This window comes from Indolivaga capnocytophagoides (assembly GCF_036511535.1).
Taxonomy (GTDB): domain Bacteria; phylum Bacteroidota; class Bacteroidia; order Bacteroidales; family Dysgonomonadaceae; genus Dysgonomonas_A; species Dysgonomonas_A capnocytophagoides.
Window position 1 is genome coordinate 2,021,352 of the sequence record NZ_AP028867.1, and the last position, 25,420, is coordinate 2,046,771.

Here is a 25,420-nt window from a genome sequence, read left to right on the forward strand (position 1 = left end):
AGCCGTTTTTTTTGTATTATTTTTGTTTGTTCCGATCAGTCAAATCAAAATCAGGAAACGGACGAAGAAATACTTACTATTGCTTATAATATGAACTCTCAATTTCTAATATCAGCAACAACATCAGGTTCGGGTAAGACTACCGTAACACTGGGTTTGCTCCGTGCATTAAAAAACCGAAATCTCAAGACCCAGCCTTACAAATGCGGTCCCGACTATATAGACACTAAATACCACGATCTGGCATCGGGGAACAAGTCTATCAACCTCGATCTGTTTTTATCTTCCGAAGATCATGTCAAATCTATTTTCGCAAAACACGGCTTCGACAAAGATGTTCGGGTGACCGAGGGTGTTATGGGGCTCTTCGACGGATACGACCGTATGGCAGGCAGCAGTGCCAATATCGCAGAATTGATAGGTATGCCCGTTATTCTGGTTATTAATGCTAAATCAATGGCATATTCTGCAGCTGCCTTATTATATGGATTCAAAAATTTTTATAAAGGGATAAATGTAGCAGGAGTCATCTTTAATTTTGTGGCATCAGAGTCTCACTATAGTTTTCTGAAAGATGCCTGTCACGATGCTGGACTCGAACCATTGGGGTATCTGCCTAAAAATGCAGAAGTAGAAATACCATCCCGACACTTAGGGTTAAATATAGACGAACAATTTGTTTTTGATGAATTCGCAGATAAAGTAGCAGCTCTCGTTGAGAAACATATCAACATAGACCGGCTGCTTAAAATAACAACATGTGCTGCAATAGACTATACCTCATCTAAAAATATACCAGCAGATCCGGTTCTGAATATATCAGTAGCTTATGACGAGGCTTTCAATTTTGTGTATCACGAAAATATATCGAAACTGAAAGAAATCGGGAATGTAACATTTTTCAGCCCTATCAAAGACAAGCATTTACCAAAGTCCGATTTTCTATACCTGCCGGGAGGATATCCGGAGCTATATCTGAATGAACTGAGCAGCAACAAAGAGATGATGGAGGATATAAAAAATTATGCTGAAGATGGAGGAAAAATACTTGCAGAATGCGGGGGAATGATGTATCTAAGTAAATCTATCACAGATAAAGATGGCAAAGAATACCCGATGGTCGGGATCTTTCCTCAAAAAGCAACAATGGAGAATATGCGGTTGAAGTTGGGATACCGTTCATTCTGTTATGCAGGAAAGGAGATCAAAGGACATGAGTTCCATTATTCCCGAATTGCCGATTCTCCGCAGAATCCATCTTCCGAAACGAATATATATACTGCCAAAGGCGTAGAAACCGAAACAAAATTGTTACGTTACAAAAATGTAATAGCCGGATATACCCATATCTATTGGGCGGATACAGATGTATTGTCATTATTCGCCTGATGCTTTTAAGGGTTACAATTCTTAACAATTCTACCTATATATTATATAGGACGATCTGTAAATAATATGTAATTTTAGGGTCATAAGATATAAAATCTTAAGTAAAGCCTATTAGTTTTCTTATTTCAAGGTCTCAGACCTATTTATTATCTATTTAAGTATAATAACAATGAAATACATTGATTTATTCAATCATCTGAAAGCCATTGAAAATTATACTGATGATGAAATCGCGATCGATGAAAATCTCGTATTTCGTAATTTCAGTTTTGAGGTAAAAAGCTGTTCTCTCTTACCCGGAGGTCTGGAGAACAAAGACGAATATGAATATACACCAAGTATTCCGGACGACTACGAACCGGATATTATCCAGCAAATGTTGAACAAGACTGATGCGGAAATTCTCGAGAATCTGAAATTCCGTTATCACATGATTATGCCAAAAGCTGATAAAAAAGCAAAAAGCATCATTTTGTTTTTTCACGGGTTCAACGAAAAATATTGGAGTAAATACCTGCCATGGGCAAAACACATCGCAGACAGAACAGGCAAAGCAATTGTACTGTTCCCTATAGCCTTTCATATGAACAGGGCTCCTTCGATCTGGAGCGATCCACACGAAATGTATAAGATAAGCGAACAGCGCAAACAACGGCATCCTATTATCATCAATTCAAGCCTCTCGAATGTAGCTATAAGTACCCGTCTTCATAATAAACCACAGCGCTTCATTTGGTCGGGGCTGCAAACTTATTATGACGTCATACATTTCGTAGAAGAAATTAAGGCAGGTCTTCACCCGGCAATAGAAGCCGGAGCATCGATTGATTTCTTTTCATATTCGATCGGAACTTTTCTTGGCGAAATACTGATGATGACAAACAAAAACGGATATTTTTCGAACTCCAAATATGCAACTTTCTGCGGAGGAGCCGTATTCAACAGGTTATCTCCTGTCTCGAAATTCATCTTAGACAGCGAAGCCAATGTCAGCCTATATTCTTATGTTGTCGAACATATTGACAGTCATATGCGTAACAACAGGCTGCTACAGCATTATCTTAATGCTCCCTATGAAGAAGGCATCAATTTCAGATCTATGCTCAATTATAAGACACTGACTCATTATCGTGACGAAAAATTCAGGTCGATGAGTAATCAGTTCTATGCGCTGACTCTTGCTAAGGATGAGGTAGTTCCGGCATACGAAGTTATCAATACACTGAATGGCAGTAGAAGGGATGTTCCCATCAGGGTTGACATTCTCGATTACCCTTACAAATACAAACACGAGGATCCGTTTCCGGTATTGACAAAAATAGCCGATGAAGTAGATAAACAATTCAGAATCACTTTCGATAAGATCAGTGATTTCTTGAAATAGGCAAATAAACAGCAAAGAGCAATCACTGCTCCTTGCTGCGAAACATAGTAAACTCTTGGATAGAGTATTATAAAGAGTAGTTGTTGTATACAAATCAAAAAGTAATATGCCTACCCGATGTCCTCTATCAAGTTTACTCTTTATGAAATTTAAGTATGTTGTGTGAAATGTAGATACGACAAGTCGGTTTGTATCAGTTTGACACAAAAGATTTTGTTTTTTGAAATATTTTTTATTGGTTACGCACGGTCTGCGTCTCTCTCTCTCTCTCTCTCTCTCTCTCTCTCTCTCTCTAATATTTCACACGACACAGCCAAACCTAAATTGTTAAAATTCAGAATTACTTCACCGTTATTAAATATCAGATTATTTACCATCTTCAAAAAGAAAAAGAGTTGTTTATCGGACAAATATAGAAATATTTTCCGAATAATTTACAACTCCTTATTCAAGTTATTCAAGACTTTATTTATATGTTAAATAAACCGCAAATATAGAATATTCGACTATCAATCTTTTCTGATAATAACAAGCGACTAATTAAAACTTCTTTTTCATTATACGGACAGCATTCAATATAGCTAGCAAGGCCACTCCTACATCAGCAAATACAGCTTCCCACATACTCGCTACGGCAAATGCTCCGAGTAACAGCACTGCGACTTTTACACCCACTGCAAGAACAATATTCTGCAAGACAATCTGTCGGGTAGCTTTAGCAATCCGGATAGCTGTTACAATTTTAGACGGTTGATCGGTCTGTATTACAACATCCGCCACTTCTATAGCCGCATCACTCCCCATGCCTCCCATAGCTATTCCAACATCGCTCAAAGCCAGAGCCGGAGCATCGTTAATTCCATCTCCGACAAAAGCAACAACATGATTGGGATCAGCCTTAATTTCTTCTATATAACGAACTTTATCTTCGGGCAGCAAATCCCCGTAAGCCGAATCTACACCTAAATCTCCTGCCAATTGTTTGGTTATACCCGATTTATCTCCACTAAGCATCACTGTCTGACGAATACCCAGCCGATGCATAGAAGATACAGCCTGAGCAGCATCGTCTTTTACTTCATCGGCAATAGTCAGATAACCGGCGTATTGCCCATCAATAGCAACCAATACTATCGTTTCCACAACAGCATGTATCTCACGGGGGTATTCTATTCCGAATTTATCCAAAAGTTTAGTATTACCTGCAAGCACAATCCGTCCGTCAACAATACCTTTCAATCCATGTCCGGGAATTTCTTCAGTATCCGAAACCTCCTTCAAATAGATATCTGTCCCTGCGTACTCTGTAATCGCCTTAGCTATAGGATGATTTGACAGACTTTCAATAGAAGCCGCAATACAAATAAACTCATTCTGTGAATACAAAACCGATTCTATCTTCTGTACTTTAAACACCCCTTGTGTAAGAGTTCCGGTTTTATCCATCACGATGGTATTAACCTTTGTCATCAAATCCAGATAATTAGCTCCCTTAAATAAGATTCCGTGATGAGACGCTGCCCCTATTCCGCCAAAGTAACCTAACGGAATAGAAATAACCAATGCACAAGGACATGAAATAACCAGAAATACCAATGCCCGATACAGCCAGTCGTTAAAATCATATTGATTGACTATAAAGTACGGAATAACTGTAATGGCGACCGCCAGAAAAAAGACAATAGGCGTATATACTTTTGCCAGCTTACGAATCAACAGCTCGGTTTTGGCTTTTCTGGATGCAGCATTCTCCACTAAATCGAGAATTTTAGCAAGGGAGCTGTCCGAATATTCTTTCGCCACCCTTATTTCGATAACTCTATCCAGATTGAGCATACCTGCAAGAACGGGCTCTCCCTTTCGTATTGTCTTAGGTTTACTTTCGCCTGTCAGTGCCGAAGTATTAAAACTGCTACTTTCGGATAACATCTCTCCATCCAACGGTACTTTCTCTCCCGCTTTTACCTGAATATATTCACCTACGGCAACAATTTCAGGCGGTACATTCAAATATATACCATCCCGTAATACAGCTGCACTATCGGGTCGTACATCAAGTAATGCTTTGATATTCTCTTTAGCCCTATTTACAGCTGCACCTTGAAATAATTCACCCACCGTATAGAAAAGCATTACTGCCACCGCCTCGGGATACTCACCGATCGCGAAAGCTCCTAAAGTGGCAATAGACATTAATGAGAATTCTGTAAAAAACTCCTTGTTGATAAATCCTTCAAGAGTTTCTTTCAGTACAGAATAACCAACCGATATATAAGCTATTACATACCATAACAAGCGGATATATCCGGTAAAAAATCCAATATCAAAATAATCCATCGCTATACCTGCAAGTAATAATAACAGGCTAGCCAATACAGGTAAATAGATCTTCAAGGAGTATCTGCGGCCAGAAGAATGGCCGTCGGAAAGACCTGTTGATTCTGTTTCTTCGTGACAACAACTGCAACTATGTGATTGTGACATAACTTTATTTTTTTTATTAAAATTTATACAGCAAAGGTAACAGAGATAGACTGCAACCAAGTTGCAAAAATTTTCATCATCGGAGAAAGAGTTTATCTTTGTATTTTAACAACATTTATCCGGTCTTTACATGTTCCACTTTCGGCTATTGGTATTATACATTCTGTTTCTATGCTTTTCTTCACTGGCTTTTTCACAAAAAGAAGCAGTAAGCGAAAATGAATTGTATTTATTACAAGCTGTAAAAACAGGAAATTACGACAATGTAAAATTAGGCTTAAATAGCTCCTCTCCGAACATTACGGACGAATACGGCATCAGCATATTAATGTATGCGATACAGAAAAAGAGGAAACTCATTATAGAAGAATTAATTGAAGCAGGAGCTAAACCCAATTACAGAATCAAAATAAAGTCAAAATCGAATGATGACAGGTCTCCTGTCAGAATGCTGATGCTGCAACACCAATCGGTACTCGACTTTGCTGTAAATACCCAAGATACAACAATTGTCAGGCAGATTTTAAAGGCAGGGGCTAAAATAAATCCAAAAGATGAGATTCTTAATCCACTCATGCAGGCATCTAAGAACCTAGATCACAGCATGCTTATATATCTAAAAGGGCAAGGAGCAAAGGTTTCGAAAAAAACAGCCCGTGATATAGCTGCATTAACAATAACTTCATCAACCGGACTATTAATAAATCAAACACCTAAAGGGCGCAAAGAAGTTATTCGTTTCTGGGATAATTACGGAGTAGATATCAGTGAAGAAAATCTACTTAAATCGCCATTTGCAACATCAGGATCAAATCAAAGATCAATAAAAAATTTTATAAAGATATATGATGAATGGATTGACAGCAACACATCAAAAAATGAAGAGAAAACAATCCGGTCTGCAGCTTATGCAGACTATATAGACCCCGAATACGAAGCCAAAGCTAAAGCCAGAGAAGAAGCTCGGGGAGATTCGTTATTTGAAAAAGCATTAAAGAATGTAGGAGAATACAAAGATTGGAGAAAAGAGTATGACGAGCAGGAAGAGAAAGAAAATACCGCCCGTATAACACTTGTATATCTGGCCGTAGGCATCAGCATTGTGTTACTTTTCATTTATGGAAAATACGGTTCTCTAAATAGGGCAACATGGGATACTATTTTCAGGAAACTATTCAGAGTACAGCTTCAACCTAATCAAAATCAGAATAAACGCAACCGTAATAATACAGCAAATCCACCTAACCCCACATGCCCTAAGCCTCAGAAAAAAGCTAAAACACAACGAAAGTCAGCACAAAAGCCTCAACCCGCTGTATCGGTATCAAAAACGAAAATCACCGAAACGAAAGGCTGGTCGGTTGACTCAACAACAATCATAGAACTTCAATTTCTGACTATCGAAGATATGATCAATCCGATCCTGCTATGTAATGAACACGAAAAATCGGTGCGCAGGATGATGTGGTATATGCGCTGTCTCGAAAATCATACGGATGAACAGATTGAGCAGGTATTGGGTAATGAAGGTTTACTTCCTCATCTCGAGAGTCTATGGAAAAGCATTAAACCTACTTACATAAGAGCAGTCTACAAACGTTCACTTTATTTGATGGTTGAAAATTACAGAGAAAGAGACGAACGTGTATCAATATTTTTGGAGAGTATAAAAAGACATAAACCAAGAGGTAATAAACCCAAAAAGAAGTCAGAGAAAAAACCACTTACAAACTCGTAATGGCACCATCTTCATCAATCAGCAGTATTGTTAATTCTCCTGCAGGTAAAAGTGTTGCACATACTTGATGACATTTACGTATAATTATTGAAAAAAATTCTCTTTCATCTTCCTTTATTATATCCCACAACTGACGAGCCAATGTGATACCTTGTATGGCATCGATAGTCTCCGGCGAACATTTTGCCTCTTTTGCAACTTCGGTCAGAAATACTTTGTTCATCACAACCTTCTTGCTATGAGTGTCAAGTGAACCTTCGGCAAGCTTAACCGCTTTTCCTAACATGATACCCATAGTTACATACTTAAAACCCAGTTCGGATGCAATCTTGATAGTTTCTCCGATAAAATTCCCGTAATGAATAAAGCCCTGAGACGGTAATTCGGGATAAATACTCTTCACAAACTTTTCGCTTTTTGCTCCTGAATTTATAACAATCCGTTCGCATTTCAAGGCTTTTGCGACATCCATTTCTCTGCGAATAGAGCGAAGGAAAGCATCTGCCGAAAATGGTTTTACCACTCCCGATGTTCCAATGATAGAAATTCCTCCCATAATGCCCAATTTCGGGTTGAAGGTTCGTTTAGCAATTTCTTCGCCATTAGGTACTGATATGGTTACATCTACACCGATACGTACACTCTGATCGGGTAGTAAATATTGATTGTGCCGCAATACTTTAAATACCTCACGCTTGATCATCTTTCGTGGGGTAGCATTTATTGCCGGATCTCCGATCTCTATTCCGAGTCCCGGAAGAGTTACCACTCCCACTCCTTTTCCTTGTAAAAACCTGACACCTCGGGATTCAGTATTGAGACGAACCGTTGATACTATCTCCTGCTTATTGGTAGCGTCCGGATCATCACCTGCATCTTTAATAACTGTACAAGATACTTCATTGTCTGCCCACGATGTAGACGTAATAGGAATATATACCCATTCGCCACCGGGAAGAGTCACACTTATCTCATCCCATGCCGATTTAGTGAGCAAGGCTGTTAATGCAGCTTTAGTTGCTGCGGTTGCATATGTACCTGTGGTGTATCCGGTACGAAGTTCGAAGAAACCGGGGACTGCTCTTTCGATAAACTTCCGCAAACCATTCTCACCGTACACTGATACAAAAGATTCATCCAGTTTAGGCCGTTTTACAACTATAACGGGAATACCTAATTTTTCGGCAGCCTCTACTTTCTGCATAAATCCCCCCGATTCGCCACTCTCTTTCGTGATAATGGCTTCGGGTTTCAGCTTTTCGAACAAAGGAATTTCGTCTTCACCTTGTTGATAGTAGATAATCCGCTCGAAAGGATATTCCATTTTCTCGGCTATCTCTCGCGATTCGTCCCTATCCAGTATTCTGAACCATGTTTCGTGACTCAGCCAGTATCGTTTCAGCTTTGCCAAAGTATTTACACCTGTCAAAGCAAGCAAATTATCTATCTTATGATTTTCAAGGTATTCAATTGCCTCATCGTATGTATCGCACCAAATAAGATTATCGCTATGTTCGGGATAATTTCGCTCATAACGGGCAACAGGTATCGATAACTCTTTTGCAACCTTGGCTATGGTCTGATGAAGTACCTCAGCAAAAGGATGAGCCGCATCAACAATCAAACGAATATCATTCTCCTGACAAAAGGTAGACATAGTATCTTCGTCCATTGCACCCGTCAAACGAATGCCATGTACACAAGTAATTTCCTGAGATTCACCTTTTGTTGAATAATAATAGGATTTAGAAGCTTCGTCACAAACAGCAACTGCATGACGTCCTTCGGTTGTTCCTCCTAGAATAAGTATCATAATTAATTTAGATCAGTTGTTGGATTAATCGTTGCAGGGGCGTATTGCATACGCCCGTTTATCCGTATTTCATTTTGGGCGTATGCAATACGCCCCTACATGACATCCAAAAGTTCTTCTATCGAAGCCATTACAGCAGGCTCTAATCCCTGACGGACAATAGAGATGCTTCTGTTTTTATTATCAATTTCGATATAGTCATTCGATTCTATAGTACGATCGGCAAGGATACCATTACGTAACAATGCTTTACGCACCATTGTGTATAATTGCCCATGTCCGGTAAGACGTATTTGTCGGTTATAAGCATTCTCGACCCGAAACAACCCCGATTCTTCATCGAATATTATTCCTTTACGGGCAAAGAATGAGCTGAGTTTTCCACTCAATGATAGATCTTCGGGGGTACCAATCGTCACGCTCGACTGCTTGTCTATAAGCCATATCTTATCGGCAATCTGTAATGCTAATTCAAGATCGTGAGTAGAAAGAAAAATTGTTTTGTTCGTTTCTCTCGATAACCGATGCAATAACTGCATAATTTCAACCTTACTCGGAAAATCGAGAAAGGCGGTAGGTTCATCCAAAAATATAATCGGAGTATCTTGCGCCAATGCTTTGGCAATCATCACCTTTTGACGTTCGCCATCGCTGAGAGTATCTACCATACAATTAGCCAGATTCTCTATCTTGACGAGCGAAATAGCCTTATCTACCATTTGCTTATCATCTTCTGTGAGCGTTCCCCAGAAACCTGTATAAGGACTACGCCCCAAGCCGATAAGCTCTCGAGCCGACATATTTTTGACATCGCATTTTTCGGTCAGTACAACGCTCAATAATGTCGATAATTGCTTTTCGGTATAAGACGCTATTTCTTTGCCTTGCACAAATACCTCTCCTGCCAACTTAGGCTGAAAGGCCGAAAGGGTACGCAACAATGTCGATTTACCGATACCGTTTGCACCCAATAAGCAAGTAAGCTCACCGCTCTGTATATTAGCGGTAATGCCTTCAGCAACAACCTTTCGTTCTTTCTTTGTGATATAGCCTATCGAAAGATTTTGTAATTCTATGGTTTTCTGCTTACTCATCAGCTTATTTCGTTTTTACGTTTACCGAACAATACGGATATAACTATCGGTGCACCTATCAAAGCCGTAACCGAATTGATAGGCAATGCACCTTCGAATCCGGGCATACGTGCTATCAGGTTACACAACAGAGCCAACGATGCTCCCGTAAGTGTAACGGCAGGCATAAGTATACGATGATCGGATGTGCGAAATATGGTTCTGCACAGATGAGGTACTGCCAATCCTAAAAATACAATAGGTCCACAGTATGCGGTTATAATAGCTGTAAGAATACACGAACAGATAATGGTATAGAGTCGTGCCCGCTTTATATTCAATCCTAAATTACGGGCATAACCTTCGCCCAAGAGCATCAGATTGAGCGTTTTGATCAACAGAAAAGACAACGGGATAAGTACAGCCATAACGGCAACGAAAGTATACACCTGATTGCCTGATACCTTCGAAAAACTACCCAATCCCCAAATGACATAAGCGCGGACATCTTCGTCGTTACTGAAAAATTTAAGCACTCCGATAATTGCACTGGCAATATAGCCGATCATTACTCCAATAATCAATAATATCACATTTCCTCTCACTCGTTGCGATATAGCTATAATAATAGCCATCACTACAAATGCACCCAAAATAGCTGCAACAGAGATAGCTATTTCTCCAAAAAATCCGATTCGGCTCAAAGCCATACCACCGATACTTCCCGATAGCAAAATCATGAGGGCAACACCTAAACTTGCTCCCGAACTGATACCCAATTCGGATGGTCCTGCCAGTGGGTTGCGGAATACTGTTTGCATCTGCAAGCCGCTTATAGCTAATCCTGCTCCGGCAAATAAGGCTGTAATTGTTTGAGGAAATCTCGATTTCCATACGATATTCTGCCAGATAACAGACTCATCTCCTATATTCCACAAAATATTCCAGATGGAGCGTATGGGTATAGCGATTGTACCTAACACCAAGTTGAGAAGGAAGAAAGCTATAATCGAGATAAATATAACTGAAAATGATATCGTATTTTGTTTCGAAGTCATTTCAGCAATTCGTAATACACGGGTTTATAATCGGGTAGCAATTCGGGATGAAAAGCTTTAATTAGGTCTGCCAATACCACTTCGGGTTCAACTGGTGCTTTTTCGTAAAACGGCTTTTGACGCAGGTTACAGCACACTACTTTCTTCTCTTTAAATGCTTTAAAATCGGCATATCGGGCATCACTCTGCTTCATTACATCGTACGAATAATAGCCGGTATGGCTTACCAGCATACGCCAATAATCGGCATTTGCACCCTGCGCATAAACAGATTCAAATTCCATATTCAGACCACCTGTTTCGGTATTGTCTTTCAAGAAATATTGTGCTCCTGCATCGTAAAACTGCTCTGCAAGATAACTTTTACCTCCAACTACATACCAGTTACCCGAACGCATTTCGCCACTCAATACTGTTGGTCTCTGTTTAACCGATTCGCACAGTTTTTCGAGATCCAGGTATTTCTTTTCTATATCTGCAAACTGTTTGTTCGCTTGTTTCTCGTGCCCTAAAAGCATGGCTGTAAATTTCAACCATTCGGCTTGTCCGAGTGGCGTTGTTTCTTTGTATCCCAAGAAAGTAACCAAAGGAATTTCCAAGTCCTTAATAGTTTCATATCCTCCTCGTTTGAATGGAGATACCAAAATAATATCAGGGTGTAAAGCCAGAATCAGCTCACTATCGAAATTTCCTTCGATACCTATCTGCCCTGTTTTTCCATTCTTAATCTGTTCTTTCATCTTTTCGTTGAACAGATAATGTGTACTTGTCATTCCCACCACTTTATCGGTAGCATCGAGCTTGATAAAGTTTGCCAACTGCAAAGTAGTCATACAAATAACACTCCGAACGGGTGTTTCTATTACCGTATAATTCTGAGGAATACCATCGTGGCTCTGTCCTCTGTCGACTAAAGCATAATGATAAGTCATCTTGCTTTCGTGCTGAGGGTCTTCAATATCCACCAGTCGGTAAGTACCCTTATCGGTTACTTTAAACCCTTGTGCATATTTTATCTCGACCTTTTCTCTGTTTTCATTAGATGAAGTATCGGACGACGCATTATCATTATTGCGTTTATTACCGCAACCGCTGAGCAGAATAGCTGTTGCGATGGTAAGTTGAAGTATAAGAAACTTTTTCATAAAGGATTTCCTTGAATTATCATTAAAGAAAAATAGGGTATCTTGCGATTTATAATTTCCTGAATATCGGTTGTATAATATTCCAGATCTTTTACTCCTACATTTTCGAAGTAGTGAAAAATGGCATTCTTGTTATTACCGATACATTCTTTGATAGCATCGGCACATAACGATACTTTCATAATCACTATCACTTTTCCGAGATTAATTTTTTCGGTAAGTTCATCAGACGAAATAATTCCCGGAACAACATTCAACTCTTCTTCGAGCTTCACTACATGTATTCCGGCTAAAGCACCTGCGGCAATAAATGCCGGTACACCTGCTACTCTGTTTACGGGAATGTTGTCTTGTTCTAATGTTTCGAATATATAATGTATAGAAGAATAAAATCCGGCATCGCCTTCAGCTACAATGGCTACTTTTTTGCTATCCTTATACTGTCGTTCAGTATCCTTAGCTACATTGGCATATGCCGCAATAGCTTTGGTGCGATCTTTACTCATAGGAACATGAAAAGGAATTCCTTTTTCGGTATCAACATCCAACTCGGACATGATATCTAAGGCACGAGAAGATACTGTTCCCTCTTTCGATATAGTTGCAGGGTAATAAATACAATCGGCTGATTGAAGGGCTTTCAAGCCTTTAAGCGTTATTAGCTCAGCTTCTCCGGGACCAAGTGATACAAAGGTAATTGGGTACATTATTCTTTATTTCAAAAATATTGTTTTTGATTAAAGTCTTTGGTACAGGATGTTATATTCAGAAAACCGAATCGTAAAAACAGAGATTCAAATCCGTGAATGTTTACAGCCTTTACCACGAGCCTTAAACGTATTATGTATTGGCAGGTCTTCTGACTTACTCCGTTTCTGAGCACCTTCCCATCTTTGACAGTTAGCAGTTAGCAAATATCAGTTAGCAACTTTTTATTGTTGACCGTTATTTCTAACTGTTCACTGTTTCTGACAGTGGATATTGAGTCTTTCCCAAAAATTTTCTCAGTATTATTGTTAACCAATTTCTGATAACTGTTAACTGTCAACTGAATAGAGATTACAGCAGCGGGTCTGTTCAGGATTTTCACCTGATTCCCTTTTCACTACTCTCCGCGAATACGGATAGCAGCACCAAAACGATTGCAAAGATAAGGAATTATACCAATCAGTAGTTAGATTTAAGAACTAAAAGGTTCAATTACATTAGTCGTTTTGCGAGACTCGGCATAATTCTAATAAATTTGACTCTGCCCTCGCTACTTAAAACGTTCTTTTCTTTTGTACTACGCGCAATCGAAGATTGCTTGTATTCCTTTTGGCCTAAGCCCCAAAAGGAACCAAAAAGTCTTTTGCGGCACACTTTCGGTGCGATCCGTTACCTGTTTGCAGGCGGAATAAAATAAAGTCGTCCTATCGGACTTCACATTTTATTCTTTACGCCTTGCTGCACAGAACGGATACCTTGCACCTACAGTTGACGCCGCTTGGCTGACGCCCGTCAGGCTGTCGACATCGTCGGAAGCCCGGGGTACCCGTTGTGAGAACAAAGTGTTAAAAGACAAATAGACATCGACGATAATCATTTTTATTTGTCTTAGCTTTCGAGCACGTAACGGGTCGGGCTGGAGGCGCGGTCTTGATTTTTTGTTTCGTTTTGCATCAAGGCAAAATGAAAAACAAACCCGGTAGGGTGCGTTAGTTATGAAGTAAATCCGATTATATAAATAAAACCAACATTTTTATACTGATTTGCATGAATTATAAATCGGTACAATAAAAAAGAAACATTTATCTTTGTTTTCTAAGTAATAGAAAGGTTAAAACTTATGGATTTACGTACAGTAAATGTAACCAGATATATAATGCCCTTACGGGAAGGAGGGTCACTACCAGCATTGGCTGATGCTGATGACGGATTTAAGTATGTTCTGAAATTCAGAGGAACAGGGCATGGAACCAAAGCGCTGGTATCAGAACTCTTGGGAGGAGTGGTTGCTCACACTCTCGGATTCAAGGTGCCCGAATATGTATTTATCAATCTCAATGAAGCTTTCGGGCGTACCGAAGGAGATGAAGAAATACAAGACCTGCTGCAAGGAAGCAGAGGTTTGAATCTCGGATTACACTTTCTATCAGGAGCACTTACGTTCGACCCTGTAATGACAAAAGTAGATTCGAAATTAGCATCACAAGTAGTGTGGCTCGATGCCTTTCTGACAAATGTAGATCGTACTGCCCGAAATACAAATATGCTGTATTGGAATAAAGAGCTGTGGCTGATAGATCACGGTGCATCGCTTTATTTCCATCATTCTTGGGTGAATTACGAAAAGTATGCAGTCAGTCCCTTTCCTCAAATCAAAGATCATGTACTGCTGCCTTATGCCTCCGAATTAGAATCGGTAGATAAGGAATTCAGAGCAATATTGACTGACGAAAAAATCAGAGAGATAACCAATCTTTTGCCTAACGACTGGCTCAACTGGGGAGGTGAAGAAGAAAGCCCCGAAGAGATAAAGAATGTATACTATAATTTCTTAACAGAGCGAATCCATCAATCGGATTTGTTCGTAAAAGCGGCTCAGGATGCAAGAAAAGCACTTATATGAATATGCAGTCATTCGTGTAGTGCCAAAGGTGGAGCGCGAAGAATTTATCAATGTCGGGATTATCTTATTCTCGAAAAAGGCTAAGTATATAAAGATGAGATACACTCTCGATATCAATCGTTTAAGTCTATTCAACAAAGAGTTGGATTTTGATGCAGTAGATTCGGCATTACAGGCTTTCGAAAAAACAGCACACGGCGAAAAAGACTGCGGAGTAATAGCTTCGATGGATATTCCCGAACGATTCCGTTGGCTGACAGCTGTTAAGAGTGCTTGTATACAAACATCACGTCCTCATACAGGATTTTCGGACGATCTGGATGCTACCGTACAATCTTTATTTGAAGAATTGGTATTGTAAAAAAAAATTGAGATTACCAGATAAAAAGACTGCGAGAATATATCTAAAAACATATATTCTCGCAGTCTTTTTTATAGATCTGACCAATACTTACTTAGGTTTAGCTATTCGTCCGGCTTTACGTAAGGCCTGATCAAGAATATACTGTATCTGTCCATTCGTGCTACGAAATTCATCGGCAGCCCATTTCTCTAGAGCTTCCATGGTTTCGGGGCTGACTCGAAGAACGAAACTTTTAACGGTACTATCTTTTTCTTTTTTTGCCACAATAAAGTATTAATTATGATTTCAAACGTTAATGATGCAATGTTCCGGCATTAACTATTGGCTGAGCCGCTTCATCAGCGCATAATACTACCAAAAGGTTACTCACCATGGCAGCTTTACGCTCTTCATCCAATTCCACCACATTTTCTTTCTCTAATTTAGCTAAAGCCAGTTGAACCATGCTTACAGCTCCTTCTACAATTTTTTCTCGTGCCGAAATTATAGCATCAGCTTGCTGCCTGCGAAGCATTACACTGGCTATTTCGGCTGCATAAGCCAAATAATTGATTCTTGCCTCAACAACTTCTATACCTGCAATTTCGAGTCGGCTGTTTAGTTCTTGCTCAAGCCTTTCGCTAATTTCTCCATTATCGGAACGTAATGTTACAGCACCATTAACACCATTTTCGTTATCATCGTAGGCATACATTCCGGCAACTTGTCTCAATGCGGCATCACTCTGTATTTTCACAAAGTTTTCGTACGATTTCATTCTGTTACTAAACTGACCGGCTGCGGTTTGTGCCGACATGTTATTCATCGACGATGTATCTATATCGAAAGTAGCCTTGTATGAATCTTTTACTCTCCATACCAAAACGGCTCCTATCATTATGGGATTGCCCACCTTATCGTTCACTTTTATAGGGGCTATATCCAAATTTCGGGCACGGAGTGTAAGCTTCTTTTTTGAATAAAAAGGATTTACCCAGAAGAATCCGTTATTAGAATTAGTTCCTTTATATTTCCCGAAAAACATCATCACACGGACATCATTAGGTTCTATAATCATAAATCCAAACATTCCAATTACAGAAACGACTATTCCGATTATAGCTATAATGTATAATACAACCATCCCTTGAGTAAACATATAACAACTGGCAACTAATAGAGCCAACAACACAAATAAAGCAAGAAATCCCGATAAACACGCTCCTTCAAATCTTTTCTCTCCTGTTTTCATATTAATATATTTATGATATTATTTTGATATCACAAATAAAACATATTTTTCAATAAGAAACAAACATTTAGCTAAATAAAAAACGAGGAGCAGATCTGAACAATCTACCCCTCGTTATATTTGTATCAGGTTATTACCTTAGAAATACTTGGTAACTTGAATTTTTTTAAATGAATTCATCTCGTTAATCATACGTACCGAAGAATCTACAATCGGATAAGCACACAGTGCGCCTGTACCTTCTCCCAATCGGAAACTAAGATGAAGAATCGGTCTTGCATCCAGATGCCTTAGAATCAGTTTGTGGCCAATCTCATCGCCCTGATGACCAAATACAGCATAATGCAATACATTACTGTTAAGTTTCGATGCAGCTAACAAACAGTTAGTCATTATAAATCCGTCTATTAATATAATCATTTTCAACTCTGCAGCTTTCAGCATAGCACCTACAGCCATCACCATTTCAAAGCCTCCGAAATAGCGGATAATATCTTCAACCGAACCATCACCTTTGTAGTTTTCCTGAGATTGTTTGAGTACGCGGTATTTATGTTCAATAATTTTACCCGAATCATCACAGCCTGCACCTACACAATCAGCCAAAGGAATATTTGCCAGATAAGACATCCATAATGCCGAAGACGAGGTATTGGTAATACCCATTTCGCCGAATCCGATTATATTACATCCCTTATCGAAACAGGCCTGAGCACATTCTGCACCTCTTTCGATAGCTAATTCCATTTCTTCGCGAGTCATAGCCGCTTCATGAAGATAGTTGTTTGTGCTTTTTCTTATCTTTTTATCAATAATAGGATCTGTTGGCTTAAAGTCGAAATTAACCCCCGAATCCACAATATGTAAGTCGATATTATGCTGACGTGCCAAGAAATTAATACCTGCTCCACCTGCCCAAAAATTAGCAACCATCTGATAAGTAACTTCCTGTGGAGAAGGGCTTACTCCTTCGGCTGCAATCCCGTGATCTCCTGCAAAAACTATGTGGCAAGGATGCGTAAGTTTAGGCTCTAAAGTCTGTTGTACCCAACCAATTTGCATGGCAAGATCTTCCAGAACTCCTAACGAACCTTTAGGTTTAGTCAGATTATCTATTTTTTCTTGTAGATAAGAACGAATTTCGTCCTTGGGCTTTTCGATATTGAATTGTAACATTGTATTATATAATTTCTTTATTTAGTAACTTTTCTTCGATAAGTTGCGCACAATAGCGGATGTATTCATCGCAAGGCTTTTTCTTTGTCACAGTAGGACATTCTTCCAATCCCAGCAATTGTTTACAGATAATAGATCCATGCTCTTTTTCAAATTCTCCGGCAAGAAATTTCACCACATCGTAGTTTTGTTTCTTACCATCTTTATCATGAGGGGTATAAGTACCTGTCTCTAATCCCGCTATCATAGCCATACCCGACACTGCTCCACAAACATGACGCATACCACCGATACCTCCACCAAAGGAGGTTGAAAGGCGTAAAGCAATATCTTTATCCAGATTATAAATATCAGAATAAGCTACAAAAACCGATTGAGCACAATTAAAGCCTTGTTTATGTAATTCGAGTGCTTTATTTATTCTATCTTCCTGCATTGATTCGTTTTTTTTTTGATCAATCAAAAATACTCAAATCAGATGGGTTATCAATGATTACCTTCTGAACAAATGCTTAAATTTATGAGAATATAACTTCGATAATCCCTTTCTATTATCAATGGCTTCACCTACCACAATCATAGTTGTAAGTGTAAGTTTATTGTCTTTAATAATTTTCGCCAGATCTTTCAATTCGCCTCTGTAGATACGTTGATCTTTCCATGTCAACTTATAGCAGGCTGCAACAGGTGTTGTAGGCGGATAATGCTCTAACAACTCATTCTGAACCTGATCTACAACAGTAGCACTAAGGAAAATACACATGGTACTTTGTGAACGGGCAAGCATATGCAATTTTTCTTTTTCAGGCATGGGTGTACGACCTTCACCACGAGTGAGGATGATTGTCTGTACTTTTTCGGGAATCGTAAATTGCGACTCCAAAGCTGCCGCAGCTGCCTGAAATGACGATATACCCGGAGTAATATGATACGACATATTGTACTGATCGAAATATGCCATTTGCTCTTGAATAGCTCCATATATACAAGGATCGCCGGTATGTAAACGCACAACAAGTTTTCCTTGATCATAAAATTCTTTCATGGTCTCGAATTGCTCTTCTAAATCCATCGACGCCGAACTGCGCACTACTGCTCCTTGTTTTGCACAATAGGTCAATTCTACAGGAACAAGACTTCCGGCATAAAGGATAAGATCGGCAGCTTCGAGAAAATGACGTCCTTTTACCGAAATCAAATCAGGATCGCCGGGACCTGCACCTACAATCTCGATATGCCCTTGTCGAACAGCATGATTATCTATTGCAACTGCAAATGTAAAATCGTTGCCTTCACTCAGTTTTCCTTTTTGTTTTTCAACAACAAGTTGCCCTCCATCCGCACTCTTTATGGCTGTAGATTCAGATACTCCTTGCACTGAAGTTACTTCTTCGACTTTCTCCGACGGATTGGGTACTGCTATATCTTTCAGGTCTTCGGATGCATAGATATTTACAGGTAAATTATTAAAACGTGCCTGTAAATCAGTCAATAATGGCTCGTCTTTTTTCAAATCTATTGTAGAAATATCTTTTATAGATTCTTTTGCAATATTCAGCTTTTGTAATTCTGCTGAGATGTAATCAAATATTCCTTCTGGTTGGCATTGCTTACGGCATCCCACCCCTAAATGCAGTATCTGAGGGTGATAATAGATAGTCTGCAAACGAGTGTCAGTATATAAAAACGGAGTTACAGCAATCAGCAGTTCAAATTCAGACTGATTAATATCGTCGTATTTATAGAAAACCTTTACATGATCAGGTTTAGTGCGTTCGAGATACTGAGTCCCTTCGTCTGTTACATCCAATAAAAGAGCAGTAGCTTTCTTATTCACAAAAGTGGTCAACGGATGATTGAAATTGTCAGCATTAGAGCTGGTTTTCCAGTCGAATTTCGAGCCAATAGTATCCAATGCCCAAAGATTAGTATTATCACTTTGAGTAGTTATTACCGCCTCTCCACCTGTAATAAGCGCCAAACGTTTAGTCAGATCATTTGCACCTCCTACATGACCCGATAATACAGATACTACATATCGTCCAGTACTATCGATATTTACTATTGCCGGATCGGTATGCTTGTCCTTTATGTAAGGGGCTATACTACGGATACAGATACCCATTGCCCCGATAAATATTATAGCATCTACTTTATCGAAAATATCTTTTATACAATCATTGATAGATGTTATTGTAACAGTATTCTTGATTTCCGACTTAGAATAAATCTCAGAATACAAAACATCTTTCTTTATTGCTTCCGCGATTGGCAAACTCACTTCAGATGTCAGTATTATGGCTGTTTTTATCATATTCTTTCTTATTTTTTTCTACTTATTTATTGAACTGTTGATTGTTAAGTCTGTAGGGGCGTATTGCATACTCCCCTACAACGAATATTATATTAAACACTAGCCCTCATCACATCAATAGCATTAAAATCATCCACTTTGATAGTAATACTCTGGTCAAGTTTTAAGTTATTCGATTCTATTGCATCCAGAAACAATTGTCGGCTTTCGTCCGAAACAGAATTAAAAACAATCACCCCATTCGGATTTAATACCGAAACTATTTTGGATACAAACTCGTTCATCTTTCCGCCATGTCCACCTATAAATACAGCATCGGGCCGTGGGATATCAGAAATATCTGTCTCTGCAAAGTCTCCTATAAATGGTTGAATGCCGGGAACTCCAAATCGGCGGGTATTATTGAACATCAAGTCCCTACCCTCTTCACGTTTCTCGAATGCATAAATATCAAGATGAGGAAATTGCATCTTAGCCTCTACCGAAACCGAACCTGTACAAAAGCCCACATCCCAAAAGACCTTCCGATTACGCAAATCGAGCACGCTCAGCGATAACAAGCGAATAGGCATCTTTGTTATCATTTTTGCCCTGCCGTTCAATAAATGAAACTCACTGTCGGGAATTCCCAACGGGCGATTACGCTGCTCGTTCTTTTCAATAATAATATTATTCGGAAACGAAAAAGTCTGTCCTATTACCTTAGTTAAAGGCAAAGTAGTCACTTTCTCTCGATCTTTATTTCCAAGTAATTCGCCAATATGCATCACATAATTGTCGTATCGGTATTCCATCATACGTTCGGCAATAGACGATGGAGTATGTTCTTTATTATCTGTAAGTATTCCTATTTTATGGTGACCTTCTATCAATACCTGATCGAATTTCAGCCAAGGACGTCCCGTCAACGATACTATATGCATATCCTGATAAGGTAATACCAGTCGGTGAGCCAATAACTGTAACGAATTAAAATACGGATAAAGGATTATTTCGGCATCCGGCACTTCGCGTTGAATCGTATTTGCAAAGCCGAAAAACAAAGGGTCGCCCGATGCAAATACAACAACCTCGTCGTATTCTTTATATTGCTCAAAAACATTTTTCAGAGGTACTATAATATCAACCCAAATCACATCAGACGGTAAAAAAGATTGCACAATCTCATGATGCCTTGCTCCTCCCGAAAAAACAGAATGAGAACGGATAATATCTAACACTTCGGGACGAAAATGCTGATCTTGATTATCATCTATACCGATAACATAAAATTTAGACATCTCTACCCGGTCTTAATTGTTCAGCATCATCAACAGTCAATATCGAATTAACTAAAGTAGCAGCAAGATTACTTCCGCCTTTGCGACCATCGACTATTAATTTAGCGATATTTTTAAACGGTTTAGTCATATGTTTCGATTCACGAACATTCACAAAACCTACGGGCGCAGCTATTATTCCTATGGGATTAGCTTTTCCTTTACGTACTAATTCGCATAACTCGATAAGAGCAGTAGGTGCATTACCGAATGCATACAAAGCATCGGGATGTTCTTCAACTGCAAGACGAATTCCGGCTTGTGTTCGGGTAATACCTTTATCTTTAGCCATATCGACAACACGAGGATCGTGTAAATAACATTTAGCCTCTATGCCCATACGCTCCATGGCTCCTTTACGAATACCCGATACAACCATTGTTACATCGGTGATAATAGTTCGAACCTTACCTTCGGTAAATTCTTTGTATAAATTGGTTACGGCATTATCATCTATTTTCAGGATATTCTCCATATCAAAATCGGCTGTTGTATGGATAGAATGCAGTAATGCCCACTTTTTGTCAAGAGGAATATTGCGATTCTTAAGTTCGCCATCGATAGTTCTGAAGCTACGGATCATTATATCTTGTCCCAGATTTTTAGCACCTTCTACTTCATCTTCGCGATAATAGCCTCTGGGCGTAATTATCTTATCGCCTTCGAATCGGTACGATTGCGAATTGCCGATAATTACAATCGTAAACATATCCACATCCTCGGGATCGAATTCGCCCAAAGTAGTAACTTTTACTTCCTGATCGTCACGTCCTGCCTGACGAATATAACCGACAGGAGTTTCGGGCGAACGTTCTTCCATAAATAATTCTACCAATCGGTACAACTGCCAATAACGTCCGTTGCTCTTGGGATTGTAAATAGCAGTAACAAAATCGCCCATAGCAGCAGCAGTGATACGTTTTTCGATCTTATCCCACGGAGTCATTAAATCGGACATGGATATAATACAAAAATCGTGTCCGATCGGAGCCCCCAATATCGCAGCAGCTTTCTGAAAAGCACTGATCCCGGGTAATACCGCGACTTCTATATCGCTGTTTTTCTCCTTCTTCATTTCAAAAATGAGCGGAGCCATTCCGTATATTCCCGAATCGCCCGAACTGATAACACAAACGGCATTGCCTTCTTCGGCATAACGAAAAGCCTCTTCGGCACGTTGCCGTTCTTTCTTCATACCCGTATCAATACATTGAGCATCGGGTTTCACAAAATCAGTAATAAACTGAAAATAATATTTGTATCCTACGATAACATCTGACTGACGCACAGCCTCCAATACCGCAGGAGTAATATCTTCTTTTGAGCCCGGACCAATTCCGGCTACTATTATTTTACCTTTCGACATATTATTTTGATTTCTTATTCTTTCTCTTTAATTTTCGTTTTATCCATTTCCAACTCAGCCAAACTCCTGTTGCTGAGATAACAATACAGCCCGTGGCTGCTATCCATATAGCAATAGTCCACAACACAGGTCTATCCATTAACCATTTGATATGAAAATAATGCAAAGCATTGAATATCCACTTACGGGTTTTACGGTTTTGATTGAGGTATTTATAATCCCCATTTTTAGGATTGATGTAATACAAACTCTTATCGGCATCATCAACCTCAACTTTGTAAACAGGCAGAGCCAATTCTTTCTTCCAAGGAAGATAGTAGTTTTCGTACTCATCTATCAAAGTTACATTAAATCTTACACTATCGCCATGTATCGACCGTATAGATTTTTCAATTGCCTTCTGTGACAGAAATAATTCCTTGACTGTATCTTGCGATGCATCGAATGACACTTCTTTTCCTCCGATAATTGTTTTATAAATAGGAACACCTTGATAATATGCCCATTCGACCTCCTTCAGATCTGGATATTTTTGTTTCAGCAAACGATAGTCGAGTATATATTTATCAAGAGATGGATGCTTTCCTTTTATCTTCATCGGAATCTTATACTCCTGATGAGTCTTAACAAGCCATTGCGGAACTTTTTTCAAAGACATCACGCCGCTTATAGCCCACGTTAACAAGAATATACCGAACAGTAACCCTATTACGTGATGCCACCAATACCATTTTTTACGGTATGGGCTTTCGAATTTACCTTTCTTCTTATAACGACGGTAATATGCATCTATTCCAACATAAATACCTCCTACACACATCACTAACCCCACAATAGCCAATGTCATAATTGTATCTATCCAAAGCTGAGTATGTTTTCGCAAAACCGGAATGTATAAAGTATGAGGAATCGCACCTATCCATGCCCAGAATCGCTGATCGGCATTCGTAAACTGTTGTACATCCCCCGATTTAGAGCTGATATATAATTGACTATGCTTTTCGTCCGAAAAATAAAATTTGTAAATAGGTAACTCAGGTTCGTACTTCGAATACATAACCCATTGCTCCAATTCTTTCAAAGTATCTACTTTTTCGACAGGAGCATTTATCCATCTTTTAGCAATAGTTTCTACCGCCTGATAGTCTAATTTGTGAACATGCTGATTAGTATCAGCGCAGAAAGTATAGCTGTGTTTTTTTTCACTAGCTGTTATCAATGTTTGTCCCTGAAACTGACGCAATCTTATCTTGGTTGTTTTATCCGGATTCTTGATCCGAGATGTTAACTCTTCGATGGATGGAAGGGAGTCCGGCAAAGATGGAAGCATACTGTTTTTCTGCTCTGCCGTAACGTTCGGAAACGAATGGTATATCAACACCAACCCTGTACAAAACCACATTAGGAATAGCAGGCTTACTGCTGTTCCTAAAACTCTGTGAAGCGAATATATAAACTTGCGTATCATTGTTTTCTACACTTTTTTGAAAACCGTTTAATCTTCCGTCTCAAATATTTAATACTTAGCCATACACCGGTCGCTGCGACACTTGTTCCACCAAGCATTGTTACCCACATAACTATATTCCAAAGCCACGGACGATCTGCCAAAAACTTAAAATTGAAGCTATGCAAACCTTGATACATCCATTTTCCGGCTCTGCTATTGTTATTGTAATAACGGGTATCTCCTGTTTTTGGATTGATATAATAGACACTGTTATCGGCATCGCTTACTTCTACTTTATAGACAGGAAGCGGTAAATTACGTTTACGATCGATATAATAATTGTCATATTCGGTAAGTTGTATAATAGAAATACCTTCGGTATGTATTTGTTTTATTCGGTCTATCATCTGCCTTTCAGTCAACATCAGATTTTTCAACTCTGATGAAGATGCATCAAAACAGACAAGCTATCTCCGATTACGGCTTTGTAAGTAGGAATATCACCAAAGCCCGACCACTCAATACTTTTTACTTGATTGGGATAACTTTTTACAATTGATCTGTAATCGAGAGGATAATCCTGCGGTTTTGTTTTCGAATAAGGCATATACGATTGCATCGACAAAGTTTCGTCATGCACCTTCACCATCCATTGAGGAACATCCGTTAAAGACATCATTCCACTGAAAACAAAAGTAAATACAAATATGCCGAATATAAATCCTGTAAGATAATGCCAACGATATACAAACTTTTTATACGGAACGGATAACGATTTTTTCTTTCGATACTGCTTTACCAAAATATAAATACCATAGACAAGCCCTAAAAGACACATAATTGAGCCAATTCCCGACAGCCAGATAACGGTCGAAATCCAAGCTGCACTATCCTGACGCAATGAGGTAAAATAGATCCAATGAGGAATTGCTCCTACCCAAGCCCAAAAGCGGCTATTATTGTCGGTATATTGCAAAGCTTCTCCGCTCTGTGACGAAATATATAGCTGATGTTTTTCTGTATCTGCAAAATAAAACTTATAAATAGGCATATCTTTTTTCAGATATCCGAACGGAATCCATTGATCTACTTTATATAAAGTATCTACACGATCTATTTGCGAACTATTCCACTGTTTTGCATATTGCTCGATATCAGAAAATGAAAAAGGGTGTATTTCTTTATCCGCCCCCAAAGCTATTTTTATAATACTATCTTGAGCAGATAGGGAAAAGTACGCTTGTCCCGGATAAGATTTCAGATTTAGCTTTGTTACGGTAGCCGAATCGGGTAGTATATTCAACACCGAATCTATTGCCGGTAATTGATTCGGTAACGCTTCGGTATATTGATACTTATCGGAAGGTTTAACCCGAGGAAAGCCATGAAAAATCATCACAAATCCCGATAAAAACCAAACGAGAAACAGGATACTGAGAATTGTTCCCAGTATCCTGTGCAAAGAGGTCACAGACCTTTTTATTAATTTGCTAAGCATAAAAACG

General features: G+C 39.0%; 21 protein-coding genes and 1 riboswitch. Of the genes, 5 read left to right on the plus strand and 16 right to left on the minus strand.

The window, feature by feature from the left end:
* The first annotated feature begins 90 nt into the window (after positions 1 to 90).
* A complete protein-coding gene (locus tag AABJ51_RS08395) occupies positions 91 to 1,389 on the plus strand; it encodes a cobyrinic acid a,c-diamide synthase CobB (RefSeq protein WP_338375483.1) in 1,299 nt (432 codons plus the stop codon).
* Between the two features lie 169 nt (positions 1,390 to 1,558).
* A complete protein-coding gene (locus AABJ51_RS08400; RefSeq protein WP_026627938.1) occupies positions 1,559 to 2,773 on the plus strand; it encodes a DUF6051 family protein in 1,215 nt (404 codons plus the stop codon).
* A gap of 540 nt (positions 2,774 to 3,313) precedes the next feature.
* Here the strand turns inward: AABJ51_RS08400 and AABJ51_RS08405 are convergent.
* Positions 3,314 to 5,257, minus strand: a complete 1,944-nt coding sequence (locus tag AABJ51_RS08405; protein ID WP_338375485.1) for a heavy metal translocating P-type ATPase — start codon at positions 5,255 to 5,257, stop codon at positions 3,314 to 3,316.
* A gap of 130 nt (positions 5,258 to 5,387) precedes the next feature.
* Between AABJ51_RS08405 and AABJ51_RS08410 the strand changes: the two genes are divergently transcribed.
* Complete coding sequence (locus AABJ51_RS08410) at positions 5,388 to 6,995, plus strand: ankyrin repeat domain-containing protein (RefSeq protein ID WP_338375487.1); 1,608 nt, start codon at positions 5,388 to 5,390, stop codon at positions 6,993 to 6,995.
* Here AABJ51_RS08410 and cbiD read toward each other — a convergent pair.
* The 5 genes from cbiD to AABJ51_RS08435 all read right to left on the minus strand — a co-directional run bounded on the left by cbiD (position 6,982) and on the right by AABJ51_RS08435 (position 12,794).
* Positions 6,982 to 8,808 (minus strand): cobalt-precorrin-5B (C(1))-methyltransferase CbiD, encoded by a 1,827-nt coding sequence (cbiD, locus tag AABJ51_RS08415; RefSeq protein ID WP_338375489.1) that lies wholly within the window; start codon positions 8,806 to 8,808, stop codon positions 6,982 to 6,984. The genes AABJ51_RS08410 and cbiD overlap by 14 nt on opposite strands.
* 95 nt (positions 8,809 to 8,903) lie before the next feature.
* Positions 8,904 to 9,902 (minus strand): ABC transporter ATP-binding protein, encoded by a 999-nt coding sequence (locus tag AABJ51_RS08420; protein WP_338375491.1) that lies wholly within the window; start codon positions 9,900 to 9,902, stop codon positions 8,904 to 8,906.
* Positions 9,902 to 10,939 (minus strand): iron chelate uptake ABC transporter family permease subunit, encoded by a 1,038-nt coding sequence (locus AABJ51_RS08425; protein ID WP_338375493.1) that lies wholly within the window; start codon positions 10,937 to 10,939, stop codon positions 9,902 to 9,904. The genes AABJ51_RS08420 and AABJ51_RS08425 overlap by 1 nt, the downstream gene beginning before the upstream one ends.
* On the minus strand, positions 10,936 to 12,084 hold the full coding sequence (locus AABJ51_RS08430; protein ID WP_338375495.1) for an ABC transporter substrate-binding protein: 1,149 nt from the start codon (positions 12,082 to 12,084) through the stop codon (positions 10,936 to 10,938). The genes AABJ51_RS08425 and AABJ51_RS08430 overlap by 4 nt, the downstream gene beginning before the upstream one ends.
* Entirely contained in the window at positions 12,081 to 12,794 is a 714-nt protein-coding gene (locus AABJ51_RS08435; RefSeq protein ID WP_338375962.1) for a precorrin-2 C(20)-methyltransferase, read from the minus strand. Before AABJ51_RS08435 ends, AABJ51_RS08430 begins: the two co-directional genes overlap by 4 nt.
* Positions 12,795 to 12,916: 122 nt before the next feature.
* Positions 12,917 to 13,237, minus strand: a riboswitch (cobalamin riboswitch).
* 675 nt (positions 13,238 to 13,912) lie between these two features.
* Between AABJ51_RS08435 and AABJ51_RS08440 the strand changes: the two genes are divergently transcribed.
* Both AABJ51_RS08440 and AABJ51_RS08445 read left to right on the plus strand, forming a co-directional pair.
* The gene (locus AABJ51_RS08440; protein WP_338375498.1) at positions 13,913 to 14,695 is read left to right on the plus strand and encodes a HipA family kinase; all 783 of its coding nucleotides are present in this window, start codon (positions 13,913 to 13,915) and stop codon (positions 14,693 to 14,695) included.
* The gene (locus AABJ51_RS08445) at positions 14,673 to 15,056 is read left to right on the plus strand and encodes a DUF3037 domain-containing protein (protein ID WP_338375500.1); all 384 of its coding nucleotides are present in this window, start codon (positions 14,673 to 14,675) and stop codon (positions 15,054 to 15,056) included. Before AABJ51_RS08440 ends, AABJ51_RS08445 begins: the two co-directional genes overlap by 23 nt.
* 90 nt (positions 15,057 to 15,146) lie before the next feature.
* On the opposite strand, the gene AABJ51_RS08450 is transcribed toward AABJ51_RS08445, so the two are convergent.
* The 10 genes from AABJ51_RS08450 to AABJ51_RS08495 form a co-directional block, all read right to left on the minus strand.
* A complete protein-coding gene (locus AABJ51_RS08450; RefSeq protein WP_338375502.1) occupies positions 15,147 to 15,323 on the minus strand; it encodes a type II toxin-antitoxin system antitoxin in 177 nt (58 codons plus the stop codon).
* Between the two features lie 28 nt (positions 15,324 to 15,351).
* Entirely contained in the window at positions 15,352 to 16,290 is a 939-nt protein-coding gene (locus AABJ51_RS08455; protein ID WP_338375504.1) for an SPFH domain-containing protein, read from the minus strand.
* Between the two features lie 138 nt (positions 16,291 to 16,428).
* Positions 16,429 to 17,466, minus strand: a complete 1,038-nt coding sequence (cobT, locus tag AABJ51_RS08460) for a nicotinate-nucleotide--dimethylbenzimidazole phosphoribosyltransferase (RefSeq protein ID WP_134437374.1) — start codon at positions 17,464 to 17,466, stop codon at positions 16,429 to 16,431.
* A gap of 4 nt (positions 17,467 to 17,470) precedes the next feature.
* Positions 17,471 to 17,902, minus strand: a complete 432-nt coding sequence (locus AABJ51_RS08465; RefSeq protein ID WP_026627950.1) for a C-GCAxxG-C-C family protein — start codon at positions 17,900 to 17,902, stop codon at positions 17,471 to 17,473.
* 57 nt (positions 17,903 to 17,959) lie between these two features.
* Complete coding sequence (cobM, locus tag AABJ51_RS08470) at positions 17,960 to 19,780, minus strand: precorrin-4 C(11)-methyltransferase (RefSeq protein WP_338375508.1); 1,821 nt, start codon at positions 19,778 to 19,780, stop codon at positions 17,960 to 17,962.
* Between the two features lie 92 nt (positions 19,781 to 19,872).
* Positions 19,873 to 21,060, minus strand: a complete 1,188-nt coding sequence (gene cbiE / locus AABJ51_RS08475) for a precorrin-6y C5,15-methyltransferase (decarboxylating) subunit CbiE (protein ID WP_338375510.1) — start codon at positions 21,058 to 21,060, stop codon at positions 19,873 to 19,875.
* Positions 21,053 to 22,465, minus strand: a complete 1,413-nt coding sequence (gene cobJ, locus AABJ51_RS08480) for a precorrin-3B C(17)-methyltransferase (RefSeq protein WP_338375512.1) — start codon at positions 22,463 to 22,465, stop codon at positions 21,053 to 21,055. Before cobJ ends, cbiE begins: the two co-directional genes overlap by 8 nt.
* 1 nt (position 22,466) lies before the next feature.
* Complete coding sequence (locus AABJ51_RS08485; RefSeq protein WP_338375514.1) at positions 22,467 to 23,933, minus strand: PepSY domain-containing protein; 1,467 nt, start codon at positions 23,931 to 23,933, stop codon at positions 22,467 to 22,469.
* Positions 23,930 to 24,322, minus strand: coding sequence for a PepSY-associated transmembrane domain-containing protein (locus tag AABJ51_RS08490; protein WP_338375517.1), 393 nt, complete (start codon positions 24,320 to 24,322; stop codon positions 23,930 to 23,932). Before AABJ51_RS08490 ends, AABJ51_RS08485 begins: the two co-directional genes overlap by 4 nt.
* Before the next feature lie 26 nt (positions 24,323 to 24,348).
* Entirely contained in the window at positions 24,349 to 25,413 is a 1,065-nt protein-coding gene (locus tag AABJ51_RS08495; protein WP_338375520.1) for a PepSY domain-containing protein, read from the minus strand.
* Between the last annotated feature and the right edge of the window lie 7 nt (positions 25,414 to 25,420).